The organism is Luteococcus sp. (assembly GCF_043424415.1).
Taxonomy (GTDB): Bacteria; Actinomycetota; Actinomycetes; order Propionibacteriales; family Propionibacteriaceae; genus Luteococcus.
In genome coordinates, this window is the sequence record NZ_JBHWOO010000085.1 from 1 (window position 1) to 12,676 (window position 12,676).

Sequence of the window (12,676 nt, forward strand, 5' to 3'; positions counted from 1 at the left end):
TCGTCCAACTGCGCCATAGCCCCAAAGGTCTTGCTCTTGGGTACTGCTTTCACTGCTGCCGGTCGTGCTTCGAGTACCGCGGTACTCAGTGGAGCTAAGGGGATTCGAACCCCTGGCCTCTTCCATGCCATGGAAGCGCGCTACCAACTGCGCCATAGCCCCAGATGGGAGTCGATTTGGCACCTTCCGGCGCCTGACGACTGGTGAAACTTTACACTCCCACAACGGGTGGCGCAACTTGGGCCACCCGGTTGTAGGCCTCCAGCCGCCACGGGCGACCAGCGCCCCGCACCAGCACCGACCAGCCACAATTGGAGACCGGCCCGAGCTGCCAGCTGTGCGCGAAGTCCCATCCCAACAGGTAGCCCGTGGCCATCCGGAGGGCCAGGCCGTGGGAGGCCACCAGCACGGTGCTGCCCTCATGGCGACCGGCAAGTTCCTCAAGGGCAGCGCGCATCCGCAGGCCGACCTCGTGCGAGGTCTCCCCTTCGCTCGAACGGCGAAAGTCGCGCCCCTCCCGCAGGGCCTCGGCGAAGGACGGGTCGCGCTCGGCCATCTCGGCGCCGGTCAGGCCACCCCAGCTGCCCACGTTGATCTCGCGCAGCCGCTCGTCCAGCCCCACCGGGAGCCCGAACAACTGCCCCACCGTCTCGGCGGTCTCACGTGCCCGCTGAAGGTCAGAGGAGTAGATCACCTCGGGCGCCAGCTGCGCCACCTGCGGCGCGGCGAGGGCAGCCTGCTCCCGGCCCGTCTGGTTCATGCCCACGTCGAGCTGGCCCTGGAAGCGACCCTCGACATTCCAGTCGGTCTGTCCGTGGCGCAGCAGCACGAGCCGGGTGACCGGCCCGGTGTCGTGCACGATGCTCGAGGTCACCCTGCTCAGTCCTGCTCAGTCCTGCTCGGGCTGGTCGAGGTCGAGGTCGATCCGGGGGCAGTCCTTCCACAGCCGTTCCAGTGAGTAGAGCTCACGCTCCTCGGTGTGCTGCACGTGCACCACCACGTCGAGGTAGTCCAGGAGCACCCACCGGTTCTCCCGGTCGCCCTCGCGGCGGGTCGGCCTCACCTGCTGCTCCAGCAACTTCTCCTCGACACCGTCGACGATGGCGCCCACCTGGCGCTCATTGGGGGCACTGGCCACCAGGAAGATGTCGGTGATGGCCAGCTGCTCGCTCACGTCGAAGGCGACGATGTCACTGCCGAGCTTGTCCGCCGCCGCCTGGGCGGCGATCCTTGCGGTGCTGATGGCCTGGTCGGTTGCGCTCACGCGGGCTCCTCGTCCTTCTTCAGTCGTTCGATCTCACGAGCGGCGCGCTCGCCGAGCTCGTCGGGGGTGGCACCGGTGTCGATGGGCTCGGGCCGGGCCTGCGTCGCTGCGTAGAGACCACGCTTGACGATGTACTGCACGATGCCGTCGGGCACCAGGTACCAGATGGGAAGCCCCTCGCCGATGCGCTTGCGGCAGTCGGTGGAGCTGATCGCCATCGCGGGGACCTCCAGCAGGGTGACCTTGTCATCGGGCAGGTGGGAGATGTCCTCCTCGCCCAGGGCCACGCCTGGACGGCTCACGCCGATGAAGTGCGCCAGCGTGAACAGCTCGTCGACACCACGCCAGGTGAGGATCTTGGCCAGGGCATCAGCGCCGGTGATGAAGAACAGGTCCACCTGGTCGCCGCGCAGCCGGCGAAGGTCGCGCAAGGTGTCGACCGTCACGGTGTCGCCAGGGCGGTCGATGTCCACCCGGGACACGCTGAACTGTGGATTGGAGGCGGTGGCGATCACCGTCATCAGGTACCGGTCCTCCGCCATGGAGACCTCCCGGCCCTTCTTCTGCCACGGCACGCCCGTGGGCACGAAGACCACCTCGTCGAGCCCGAAACGAGCAGCGACCTCGCTGGCGGCCACCAGGTGACCGTGATGGATCGGGTCGAAGGTGCCGCCCATCACCCCCAGCCGCCACCGTCGATCGGTGGGCGCGTGGGCGATGCCGAAGGTCTCGTCAGCCACGCGGCTGATCAGCAGTGGGGGCGATTGCCGCCCACATTCAACAGGAAGGCGAGGGCCACCAGGAACATCACCATCGCGACCGCGCCAGCGATCCACGTGGGCAGGGAGCTTTCAAGCAGAACCATGGACATGGGCAGAAGCCTAGCGGACTCAGGCCCTCACATGCCCCTGTCCTCGCACGACGTACTTGGTGGAGGTCATCTCTGCCAGCGCCATCGGCCCGCGGGCGTGCAGCTTCTGGGTGGAGATGCCGATCTCGGCCCCGAATCCGAACTCGCCACCGTCGACGAAGCGGCTGGAGGCATTGACCAGGACGGCAGCCGCGTCGACCGTGGAGACGAACCGGTCTGCGGTGACAAGGTTGCCCGTGATGATCGTCTCGGAGTGCCCGGAGCTGTGCGCCCGGATGTGGTCAACGGCCTCGTCCACGTCCGCAACGACGCGGGCCGCGAGGTCGAGCGAGAGGTATTCGGCGTCGTACTCCCCCGGCCCGGCGGGCACCACGCCCGGCTCCAGACAGGTGACGGACTCGTCGCCGTGCACGGTGACCCCGGCAGCGGTGAGGGCCTGGACCATCCGCGGGACGAAGGTCTCGGCCACCTTGCGGTGCACCAGCACCGTCTCGAGCGCATTGCACACGCTGGGGCGCTGGGTCTTGGCATTGAGCATGATCCGCAGGGCCATGTCCTGGTCGGCATCCACGTCGACGAACAGGTGGCAGTTGCCGGTGCCGGTCTCGATCACGGGCACCGTCGAACCGGTGACGACCGCCTCGATCAGGCCCGCACCTCCACGGGGGATGAGGACGTCGACCAGCCCGCGGGCGGTCATCATCTCACCGGTCACCTCACGGCCCCCCTCCACCAGGTTGACGGTGTTCGGATCCAGGCCAACCTCTTCCAGCCCGTTGCGCAAGGCCGCCACGACCGTCCGGTTCGACTCCAGCGCCGAGGATGAGCCTCGCAGCAGGGCCGCATTGCCGCTCTTGAGGCAGATGCCGGCAGCATCCGCGGTGACATTGGGGCGCGCCTCATAGATGATGCCCACCACTCCGAGCGGCACCCGCACCTGGCTGATCTGCAGCCCGTCCGGAGTGGAGAAACCGCGCAGCGTCTCACCGATCGGGTCGGCCAGCGCCGCCAGGTCCTGCAGCCCACGCGCCATCGCCTCGAGTCGGGCAGGGTCCAGTGCCAGCCGGTCGAGCATCGACTGCGCCGTGCCAGCAGCCTTGGCACGTTCGAGGTCGGCGGCATTGGCGTCGAGCACCTCGTCCTGGGCGGCCAGCAGGGCCGCGGCCATCGCATGCAGCGCCTGGTCCTTGCGGGATCGGGTGAGGCCGGCCAGGACGTGCGCGGCCTCGCGTGCCGCGCGGGCCTGGTCGTGGAAGTCGCTGTGGCTCATGCAGGGATCCTAGTCGGGCTGGACAGGCACCTCTGGGCTTGGACAGTGTGGTGGACATGCGCCACGACACTGTCCCCGCACGCTTCCTCAGCGAAGCCCAGGTGGAGCACCTGCTGCCCGATCCGCTCATCGCAGTGGCGCTGGCCCGCCGGGCACTGCTCGCGCGCGCCGATGGCACGGCCCAGGTGCCACCCAAGCCGACCATCCAGCTGGCCGGCGCCGGCTTCGCCAATGCCATGCCCGCCGCGATCCTCGAGGAGGGACTCGTGGGGGCCAAGTGGGTCTCCATCGTCCCCGACAACCCGGGCCGTGGCCTCGCCACCGCCCAGGGCCTGCTCTTCCTCGTCGACGCCGGGACCGGTGCGCTGCGCTGCATCATGCAGGCCGGTGCCCTGACCGCGCTGCGCACCGCTGCCGTCACCGGTGCCTGTCTGGACGCCCTCGCGCGTCGTGACGAGACCGTCTGCTTCCTCGGCACCGGCGAGCAGGCACGCTCACACCTGGCGGTCCTGGACGCGCTGGGGTTCACCGACGTGCTGGTCTGGGGGCGTCGCCCCGAGGCACTCGACGAACTCTCCGACTGGGCCGCCAAGACCTTGTCCACGCTGCGCCCCCGCATGGCCACGGACCGCGAAGATGCCGTGGCCGCCTCGTCGGTGCTGGTCACAGGACTGTCCATCGGACTGGAGGGGACCCGCCTCGACCCCGACCTGGTGAGACCGGAAGCACTCCTCCTGCCGCTGGACTACGCCAGCTGCATCGGGCCGGACCTGGCCCGCACGGCCCGGCTCGTCAGTGACGACGTGGAACAGTTCCGTGCACTCGCCCCCACGAAACTCTCGCCGGACTACCCACTGCCCTCGGACTTCACCGGCACGGCCCTGAGCCAGCCCCGCGGCACCGGCAGGTTGCTGTGCCAGAACCTGGGCAATGGCAGCAGCGACCTGGTGATCGCCGGCCACGTGGCATCAGCTGCCGAAGCCGCTGGTGTCGGCACACTACTGCCCTCCTGAGTCGCGCAGGACGGGTCGCAGTGCAACGGTCAGCGAGGACGGCGCAGCACCGCGAGCACGTCGCGGTGCACCACCTCCCGCTCGAACTGGGCTCCCAGGTGCTCGGCGAGCTCCTGGCTGTGGCGTCCGAGCATCTCAGGCAGCTCGTGGCTGCTGAAACCGACCAGGCCACGGGCCACCACCTTGCCCACCGGTGAGACCAGGTCGACCGGGTCGCCGGCCACGAAATCCCCTTCGACGGCCGTGACCCCTGCCGCGAGCAGGGAGGCCTTGCGCTGGGTGACGGCCGCCACCGCGCCCTCGTCGAGCAGCAGCCGGCCCCTGGCACTGGTGGCATGGGCCAGCCACAGCAGGCGGCGCGGCCGAGGCCGGCCGACGGCTGCGAAAACCGTTCCGACATCCTCCCCAGCCAATGCGGGCCTGGCCTGGTCGGCGCGCGCCAGCACAACGGGAATCCCCGCACCAGAGGCGATCCGGGCCGCCTGCAGTTTGGTGGTCATCCCACCACTGCCGATCGACGTGCCGGACTTGTGGGTGTCCACCTCCAGCAGGTCAACGTCGCTGACCTCGACGATGCGCTGCGATCCCGGATCGTCGGGGTGCGCGGTGTAGAGGCCGTCGACATCGCTGAGCAGCACCAGGGCGTCGGCGCGCACCTGCTGGGCCACCAGGGCAGCCAGACGGTCATTGTCACCGAAGGTGATCTCGTGGGTGGCCACGGTGTCGTTCTCGTTGACGATCGGCACCGCCTGGTGGCGCAGCAGGGTCTCCAGCGTGCGGCGGGCATTGCGGTAGGTGTTCATGCGGGTCAGGTCATCGACGGTGAGCAGCACCTGCCCGACCCGCAGGCCGTGCTGGCCGAAGCGCTGGGTGTACTCGTGCATCAACAGCCCTTGGCCCACCGAGGCGGCGGCCTGTTGGGTGGCCAGGTCACGGGGGCGGTGCGTGAGACCGAGCGGGGCCAGGCCGGCGGCGATGGCGCCCGAGCTGATCAGGACGACCTGCGTGCCACGCGCCCGCACGTCCACCAGGGCATCGACCAGTCGCTGGACTCGGCCGGGGTCGATGCCACCCTCGGCGGTGGTCAGGGAGGACGAGCCCACCTTCACCACCACGCGCTGGGCCCCTCGCATGGCCTTGCGCATCAGTCCTCCTGCTGGTCCGCGTCGTCGGCCGTCGACTCCCCCGTGGCTGCATAGTCGGACTCGAACCCGTTGTCGTCGGAGTCGAAGTCGCTGCCGTCGTAGAAGCCGTCAGTGGCGGCGTTGACGCTGCGCCAGGCATCACGGTGCAAGCCGCCACGACGCTCCTGGTACTCGGCATCCCGCTCGCGCCGCCTGGCCGCGGCCGGACGCTCGTTCTCGAGGCGCTGGTCCTCCCCACGACGGCTGAGCAGTTCCGCGCCCGTCTCCACCTGCGGGGCGAAGTCGAAGACCACCGGGTCGTCGCCGGCACCAATGGCGACGCCGTCGCCGGGACGCGCACCGATCTCCAGCAGCTTGTCCTCGATCCCCAGACGGTTCAGACGGTCGGCCAGGTAGCCGACGGCCTCTCCATTGTTGAAGTCGGTCTGCTTGACCCAGCGCTCCGGCTTCTCGCCGCGCACTCGCCAGACGAAGCCGCCCATGCCGTCGCCCATCTTCTTGATGGTGAAGGGCTCGGCCTGGGCGACGGCCTTGGGGCGGATCACGATCTTGCGGGGGGCGGGCTCGGGCAGCGTCGCGCGACGCTCGGCCACCAGCTGGGCCATCGCGAAGACCAGGCCGTTGAGTCCCTCGCCCGATTTGGTGGAGATGACGAAGGTCTTCCACCCGCGCGCCTCGACATCGGCCTTGACCATCTCGGCGATCTCGGCGGCGTCGGGGATGTCCACCTTGTTGAGCGCCACCAGACGGGGACGGTCCTCGAGACCGCCGTGGGCGGCCAGCTCACCCTCGATGACGTCGAGGTCGCTCAACGGGTCACGGCCCGGCTCGAAGGTGGCACAGTCGACGACGTGCACGATTGCCTGGCACCGCTCGATGTGGCGCAGGAAGTCGAAGCCCAGGCCCTTGCCCATGCTGGCGCCCTCGATCAGGCCGGGGACGTCGGCGACGGTGTAGGTGATGTCGCCGGCGACGACCACACCGAGGTTCGGGATGAGGGTGGTGAAGGGGTAGTCGGCGATCTTGGGCCGGGCGCGGCTGATCGCGGCAATCAGCGAGCTCTTGCCGGCGCTCGGGAAGCCCACCAGGCCGACGTCGGCGACCACCTTGAGCTCGAGCATGATCTTGCGCTCCTCGCCCTCCTCACCGAGAAGGGCGAAGCCGGGCGCCTTGCGCGAGGAACTGGCCAGGGCTGCATTGCCCAGGCCGCCACGGCCACCGGCCGCGACGGTCGCCTCGATGTTGTCGCCAGTGAGGTCGGCGAGCACCTCGCCGGTCTCGGCATCGGTGACGATGGTGCCCTCGGGCACGCCGAGCACGATGTCCTCGCCGCAGGAACCGTTCTTGTGGTCACCCGAGCCGGGCTGGCCATTGCTGGCCTTGCGCACGCTCTGGCGGTGGTACTCGACCAGGGTGGTCACCTGGGGGTCGACGCGCAGCACGACGCCGCCGCCGTCACCACCGTTGCCGCCGTCGGGGCCGCCCAGCGGCTTGAACTTCTCGCGATGGACGGATGCGCAGCCGTGTCCGCCCTTTCCGGCAATGACGGTGAGCGTCACGCGGTCGACGAAGGAGGGAATGGCCATGGTGGATCCTTCTTGCAGAGTTGGAGTGCTCTTGCCCCGATGGACAGGGCATGAGCCACCCAAGTGTACCTGTCGAGCCTGTGGGTCAGCGGTCAGCCGACGACGACCCGTCCGACGGCCACCTGGTAGTCGTCGTCCTCCACATGGGTGTTGAGCCCGACGGCCTTCACGTCGACGAACTCCGCGCGCTGTTGTGCACCCAGGCGCGGCAGGAGCAGCCGCTCGATCCCGTCCCGGTCGGCGAAGAAGGTCAGCTGCGAATGGTCTGGCCTGGCGACGGCCGCACGGAAGTCCCCGTCCTCCTCCAGCGTCACGTCGGGATCGGAGAGCTCATGCGCTCGATCGGTGTCGGCGGTGAGGATGGTGTCGTCCTTGTCGGCATGCACCGCGATGCCGTCCTTGTCCAGCTGGCCACCGGAGACCAGCCGCTGCAGCCCCTCGCGGTCTCCCGTGACGGTCAGTGACTCCCCCGCCCCGCCAGGCGCTTGCGCGTAGCGGGAGTCCTTGCCCAGCAGCAGGTCGAGGTCCTGCGGCAGGTCGAGGCCACGCTCGGTGGCTGCTCGCTGGAGGTCCCCGCGCACGCCCAGCCGCTCGAGTGACTCCCAGAGCCAGTCCGCCCGCTCGGCGCCGTCGCTGATTCCCACCGCGACGCTGGTGTCGGCGGGCAGGTCGGCCACCTTGGGGTGCGAGGTGCTGGTGGGCAGGTCCTGGCGCGAGCGCGCCACCACCTTGGCCTCGAGCGCACCGTCGGCGAAGCGCAGCGTCGCTGCCCCGCTGGACGCGTCCGTCCGCTGCAGCGCCTCAGCGGCCAAACCACCCCAGGCCCAGGCCGTGACCACACCACGCGGGCCGAGCCGTCTGGTGTCGGACTCGTAGGAGGCATTCGACGACAGGACGCCGCGGGTCGCCATGGACAGCGCCTCGCCCGCTCCCCCGGCTGTGTTGGATGCCACCAGGTAGCCGTCGGAGTAGAGGACCTGACCGCTGGACCAGCCGGCACAGGACAGCAGGGCAGGGAGCCCCCGTCGGGCAGCGGGCTCGTCCGTCGCCTGGACCGCAAGGACCCGGGTCTGGTCGTCCAGCTGGGCGAGTGCCACACGCTCCCCCAGCCACGGCTCCAGCTGGCGTGCGTAGTCCACGTCGCGGCAGCCGGCCTGCCGGACGATTGCTGTCGCCAGGTGCTGCTTCACGTCACCACCCGCCATCCCGGGCAGCCGCGAGGCGAGCCCGGGGACGTGACGGGCGAAGTCGGCCATCTGGATCTGCTGGGCCAACTCGGGCTCAAGGTCCACCTCGACAAAAGAGGCGACGCCCTCGGGCAACACGTCGGCCGCGCTCGGGGCGGGACGATCACGCAGGCCCAAGGGGTCGGCGACGGCCAGACCAACCCCTGCCACCGCGACGGTGGTGACGGTTGCTGCTGCCACTGCCCTGCTGCGACGCACCCTGCGCTCCTTCCCGGCGACGGCCTCGACGCCCCAAGGCTACGTGCTGGGCCAGGGGGTGCGGGCATGCTGCGAGGGACGGTCCCTGTGGGACCGCCCCTCGGCAGATGGATCAGTGCGGATTGCTCCGCGGGGAGCGTCAGCTCGCTGCAACCTCGGAGGGCAGGATGTTGACGACCTTGCGACCGCGGCGGGTGCCGAACTCCACGTTGCCACCGACGAGGGCGAACAGGGTGTCGTCGCCACCGCGACCGACACCATTGCCCGGGTGGAAGTGGGTGCCACGCTGGCGGACGATGATCTCGCCGGCATTGACGAGCTCGCCACCGAAGCGCTTCACGCCGAGGCGCTGAGCGTTCGAGTCGCGACCATTCTTCGAGGACGATGCGCCCTTCTTGTGTGCCATGTCAGCCTCCTCAGCCCTGGATACCGGTGATCTTGACCTGGGTGTACTGCTGACGATGCCCCTGGCGCTTCTTGTAACCGGTCTTGTTCTTGTACTTCATGATGCGGATCTTGGGACCCTTGGTCTCGCCCAGCACCTCGGCCTTGACCGAAGCCTTGTCGAGGGCGGCCTTGTCAGAGGTGACGGACTCGCCGTCGACCAGAAGGATCGGAGCCAGCTCAACGCTGTCGCCAACCTTGACCGAACCCTTGTCGATCTCGACAATGTCGCCAACGGCAACCTTGTGCTGGCGGCCGCCACTGCGCACGATCGCGTACACGCCTGACCTACTCTCTTCGATGTCATGGAGAAAAAATCCAGCCAACCTGGGATCGGCTGAAAGACTTGCGGTGGGTGCCTGGCGCGAACAGCTGTGGTGAACCACGCCGACAACCCGGACCGACCGCCAACTCTACCGGTGCGTCTGGCACAGGGTCAAACTGGCGGCCGGCCAGGTGGATCAGTGGCCTCGACGACCGCGACGTCCACCGTGGTTGCGTTCCCCGCCGTCGGCGGGCGACTGGCTCTCGACCGGATGGTCGTGGCGAACATAGCCCCGGCCGCCGCAGCCCTCGCACTCCTCGGTGAAAGCCTCGGCCAATCCGGTGCCGATCTTCTTGCGGGTCATCTGCACCAGGCCAAGGCTGGTGACCTCGGCAACCTGGTGGCGGGTCCGGTCACGGCCCAGGCACTCGACCAGGCGACGCAGCAACAGCTCGCGGTTGCTGGGCAGCACCATGTCGATGAAGTCGACCACGATGATGCCCCCGATGTCACGCAGCCGCAGCTGGCGCACGACCTCCTCGGCCGCCTCCAGGTTGTTGCTGGTGACGGTGGCCTCCAGGTTGCCGCCGCTGCCGGTGAACTTGCCGGTGTTGACGTCGATGACCGTCATGGCCTCCGTGCGGTCGATCACCAGCGAGCCGCCCGAGGGCAGGAAGACCTTGCGCTCCAGGGCCTTGGCGATCTGCTCGTCGATCTTGTACTTGGCGAAGGGATCGCCCTGGGCCTCGGTCTCCCACTTGGTGAGGCGCCCGGCCAGGTGCGGGGCGACGTGGGTCACGTAGCCGTTGATCGTCTCGTAGGCGTCCTCGGGCCCGCCATTGCCGGCCACGACCAGCTCGCTGAAGTCCTCGGTGAACAGGTCACGCACGATGCGCACCGTCAGGTCGGGCTCGGCGTAGAGCTGCTGCGGGGCGCTTCCCTGCTTGGCCTTCTTCTCGATGATCTCCCACTGTGCCTTGAGGCGGTTCACGTCACGGAGGAGCTCCTCCTCGCTGGCACCTTCCGCAGCCGTGCGCACGATGACAGAGGAGTTGTCGTCCACGACGTCACCGAGGATCTCCTTGAGGCGGTGGCGCTCTGAGTCTGCGAGCTTGCGGCTGATGCCCGACAGGTGACCGCCGGGCGAGTAGACGACATAGCGGCCCGGCAGCGAGATGTGGCCGGTGAGTCGGGCACCCTTGGCGCCGACCGGGTCCTTGGAGACCTGCACCAGGATCGTCTGGCCGCTCTTGAGGACCTGCTCGACCTTCTTGTGCTCACCCGCGGCGCCGAACTGTGCCCAGTCGACCTCGCCGGCGTAGAGCACGGCATTGCGGCCGCGACCGATGTCGATGAAGGCGGCCTCCATGCTGGGCAGCACGTTCTGGACGCGGCCCAGGTAGACATTGCCGATGAGGCTGGTGGCCGAGGCACGGTCGACGTAGTGCTCCACCAGGATGTCGTCCTCGAGCACGGCGAGCTGGGTGTAGTCCTCGCCCTGGCGGATGACCATGCGACGGTTCACCGACTCGCGGCGTGCCAGGAACTCGGCCTCGGACAGGATCGGCACGCGGCGACGGCCAGCGGCGCGGCCCTCACGACGACGCTGCTTCTTGGCCTCCATGCGGGTGGAACCGTCGATGCCGGTCACCTCGTCCGCGGCCTGGGCGGCAGTGCGAATCCGACGCGGCTCACGGACGCGCACGACGACATCACTGGGATCGTCATCGGTGCCACCAGCGTCCTCACCACGGCGACGGCGGCGACGGCGACGACGACGCGTGCCGTCACCCGACTGGTCGGAGTCATCCGAGTCATCGTGGTCATCGGAATCGTCCGAGCCCTGGTCGGAGCCGTTCTGGTCATCATCGTCGCTGGAGCTGCGGTGGCGGCCCGAACGGGAACGGCGACGGCGACGCGAGCCGCTGGAGGAGGACTGTCCGGAATCGTCCTGGCCGTCCTCGTCATCGGAGGACTCGTCCTCCGAATCGTCGCGATCCTCCTGGCCGTCGTCGGCCTGGTCATTGGTCTCGCTGTCCTGGTCGCTGGAGCGACGACGACGACGACCCCCACGGCGGCGACGACGACGACGCGAGCCCACCTCCCCGGAGTCGTCGGACTCGTCAGAACCCTCAGAGTCGTCGGAGTCGTTCTCGTCGGAATCCTCGTCCTGGTCGTCCTGCTCGTGCTCGTCCTGCTCCGGGCCATTGTGGGCCTGGTCAGCGACAGCCTGCTCCTGCTCGTCGTCCTCGATGGCCTCGTCGAGGTCCTCGGGGTCGGCAGCCAAGGCTTCGGACTCGGGGGAATCCCCGCGAGCGATCGAGGCGGCGAGCGAGTCCAGCACCGCCTTGGCGTCGACCTCGCCGTCCTCACCGACGGGAGTGGTGGGCGTCATGAAGGGATTGGCCAGGGTCCCGGCCACCTTGCGGGCACGACGAGGACGCTTCGCGGCGGCCTCGGTGGCCGCGGCCAGGGCGGCATCGAGCTGGTCGGTGCCCTGCGCCTGCTGTTCCTGCTGGGAGGCGGGCTCCTGAGGTGCGGCGGGCAGCTCGGGAGCCTCGGCGACGGCCTCGCCCGGCTCGTCCTTGGTCCGACGGCTGCGGCTGCGGCGAGCGCGGGCGGGCTTCTCGGTCGGGGCGGGGGCCTCGGCGGGCTCGTCCTCGACCGGCTCCGAGTCGGGCTGAGGCTCCTCGGCCGGTGCTTCCTCGTCCTGCACGGACTCGTCCGATCCGGGCTCATCCAGTGCGGACGCCTGAGGCGAAGACTGCTCCTCGAAAACCGGCGCGGCCGTGGCCTCCTCGGGAGCCACCTCGAAGGCGGGTCGGGTCTGGGGGACCTCGGCGGCGGGCTGCACGGGCGCGGCGGCACCGGCCTGGCGGGTCGCGCGGCGACGCTTAGGCTTCTCGGCCGGCTGGTCATTCTCGTCGGGGACGACGACCGAGGCATTGCCGGCAGCGCGGGTCTGCGGCACCTCCGCGACGACCTCGACCTGCTTGGGGGCGCCGGCAGCCCGGCTCGCCGAACGACGACGCTTCGGCTTCTCGACTGCCTCGACGGGGGCCGACTCCTGGGGCTCCTGCGGCAGGGACTCCTGCGCCGCGTCCTGCCCCATCGTGGAGTCTTCTGGCACAAGGGATGAATCTTCGAGCATGTGCGCTCCTCGGCACCACTTGGGTGCGGTTGGTCAGTCGCGAACCTCAAGGGCGGCGACTGAAAAGCTGGCGGATGTCGGACCGGCCGGCCCAGCCCCGCGGTCGAGATGATCGTCGCGGTTGGCAGTGCTCACCAGTCCGAGTGAGCAGTCATCGTGACTGCTTACCTGCCTGCCAGTATGACACACCACGGCCCGGCACGGTCGGGATCGCGACCAGGT

Annotated in this window: 12 protein-coding genes and 1 tRNA gene; 1 reads left to right on the top strand and 12 read right to left on the bottom strand. The window is 69.1% G+C overall.

Annotation, left to right across the window (positions count from 1 at the left end; genetic code table 11):
* Positions 1 to 89: 89 nt before the first annotated feature.
* The 6 genes from ACHFFZ_RS05050 to ACHFFZ_RS05075 all read right to left on the bottom strand — a co-directional run bounded on the left by ACHFFZ_RS05050 (position 90) and on the right by ACHFFZ_RS05075 (position 3,405).
* Positions 90 to 162, bottom strand: a tRNA-Ala gene (locus ACHFFZ_RS05050).
* 49 nt (positions 163 to 211) lie between these two features.
* Positions 212 to 874 (bottom strand): histidine phosphatase family protein, encoded by a 663-nt coding sequence (locus ACHFFZ_RS05055; protein WP_394275571.1) that lies wholly within the window; start codon positions 872 to 874, stop codon positions 212 to 214.
* Between the two features lie 15 nt (positions 875 to 889).
* Positions 890 to 1,264, bottom strand: a complete 375-nt coding sequence (gene rsfS, locus ACHFFZ_RS05060) for a ribosome silencing factor (protein ID WP_394275572.1) — start codon at positions 1,262 to 1,264, stop codon at positions 890 to 892.
* On the bottom strand, positions 1,261 to 2,004 hold the full coding sequence (nadD, locus tag ACHFFZ_RS05065; RefSeq protein ID WP_394275573.1) for a nicotinate-nucleotide adenylyltransferase: 744 nt from the start codon (positions 2,002 to 2,004) through the stop codon (positions 1,261 to 1,263). Before nadD ends, rsfS begins: the two co-directional genes overlap by 4 nt.
* An 8-nt stretch (positions 2,005 to 2,012) precedes the next feature.
* On the bottom strand, positions 2,013 to 2,135 hold the full coding sequence (locus ACHFFZ_RS05070) for a hypothetical protein (RefSeq protein ID WP_394275574.1): 123 nt from the start codon (positions 2,133 to 2,135) through the stop codon (positions 2,013 to 2,015).
* Positions 2,136 to 2,154: 19 nt separating this feature from the next.
* On the bottom strand, positions 2,155 to 3,405 hold the full coding sequence (locus ACHFFZ_RS05075) for a glutamate-5-semialdehyde dehydrogenase (RefSeq protein ID WP_394275575.1): 1,251 nt from the start codon (positions 3,403 to 3,405) through the stop codon (positions 2,155 to 2,157).
* A 56-nt stretch (positions 3,406 to 3,461) separates the two neighbouring features.
* Between ACHFFZ_RS05075 and ACHFFZ_RS05080 the strand changes: the two genes are divergently transcribed.
* Positions 3,462 to 4,418, top strand: coding sequence for a hypothetical protein (locus ACHFFZ_RS05080; RefSeq protein WP_394275576.1), 957 nt, complete (start codon positions 3,462 to 3,464; stop codon positions 4,416 to 4,418).
* Positions 4,419 to 4,447: 29 nt separating this feature from the next.
* Here the strand turns inward: ACHFFZ_RS05080 and proB are convergent, their stop codons facing one another.
* The 6 genes from proB to ACHFFZ_RS05110 all read right to left on the bottom strand — a co-directional run bounded on the left by proB (position 4,448) and on the right by ACHFFZ_RS05110 (position 12,454).
* Positions 4,448 to 5,563: a glutamate 5-kinase gene (gene proB / locus ACHFFZ_RS05085; protein WP_394275577.1), complete on the bottom strand. Its 1,116-nt coding sequence runs from the start codon at positions 5,561 to 5,563 to the stop codon at positions 4,448 to 4,450.
* Positions 5,563 to 7,149 (bottom strand): GTPase ObgE, encoded by a 1,587-nt coding sequence (gene obgE / locus ACHFFZ_RS05090; protein ID WP_394275578.1) that lies wholly within the window; start codon positions 7,147 to 7,149, stop codon positions 5,563 to 5,565. The genes proB and obgE overlap by 1 nt, the downstream gene beginning before the upstream one ends.
* Before the next feature lie 92 nt (positions 7,150 to 7,241).
* Positions 7,242 to 8,594, bottom strand: a complete 1,353-nt coding sequence (locus ACHFFZ_RS05095) for a hypothetical protein (RefSeq protein WP_394275579.1) — start codon at positions 8,592 to 8,594, stop codon at positions 7,242 to 7,244.
* Positions 8,595 to 8,733: 139 nt separating this feature from the next.
* Complete coding sequence (gene rpmA, locus ACHFFZ_RS05100) at positions 8,734 to 9,000, bottom strand: 50S ribosomal protein L27 (RefSeq protein ID WP_394275580.1); 267 nt, start codon at positions 8,998 to 9,000, stop codon at positions 8,734 to 8,736.
* A gap of 10 nt (positions 9,001 to 9,010) precedes the next feature.
* Positions 9,011 to 9,319: a 50S ribosomal protein L21 gene (rplU, locus tag ACHFFZ_RS05105; RefSeq protein ID WP_394275581.1), complete on the bottom strand. Its 309-nt coding sequence runs from the start codon at positions 9,317 to 9,319 to the stop codon at positions 9,011 to 9,013.
* Between the two features lie 180 nt (positions 9,320 to 9,499).
* Positions 9,500 to 12,454 carry an Rne/Rng family ribonuclease gene (locus tag ACHFFZ_RS05110; RefSeq protein ID WP_394275582.1) on the bottom strand — a complete coding sequence of 985 codons (2,955 nt, stop codon included), beginning with the start codon at positions 12,452 to 12,454 and terminating at the stop codon, positions 9,500 to 9,502.
* Positions 12,455 to 12,676 lie beyond the last annotated feature (222 nt).

Excerpts from the sequence above, each read along its gene's own strand:
- ACHFFZ_RS05070 (WP_394275574.1), bottom strand. The coding sequence starts at position 2,135 with ATGTCCATGGTTCTGCTTGAAAGCTCCCTGCCCACGTGGATCGCTGGC.
- ACHFFZ_RS05075 (WP_394275575.1), bottom strand. The coding sequence starts at position 3,405 with ATGAGCCACAGCGACTTCCACGACCAGGCCCGCGCGGCACGCGAGGCC.
- ACHFFZ_RS05080 (WP_394275576.1), top strand. The coding sequence starts at position 3,462 with ATGCGCCACGACACTGTCCCCGCACGCTTCCTCAGCGAAGCCCAGGTG.
- proB (WP_394275577.1), bottom strand. The coding sequence starts at position 5,563 with ATGCGCAAGGCCATGCGAGGGGCCCAGCGCGTGGTGGTGAAGGTGGGC.
- obgE (WP_394275578.1), bottom strand. The coding sequence starts at position 7,149 with ATGGCCATTCCCTCCTTCGTCGACCGCGTGACGCTCACCGTCATTGCC.
- rpmA (WP_394275580.1), bottom strand. The coding sequence starts at position 9,000 with ATGGCACACAAGAAGGGCGCATCGTCCTCGAAGAATGGTCGCGACTCG.
- ACHFFZ_RS05110 (WP_394275582.1), bottom strand. The coding sequence starts at position 12,454 with ATGCTCGAAGATTCATCCCTTGTGCCAGAAGACTCCACGATGGGGCAG.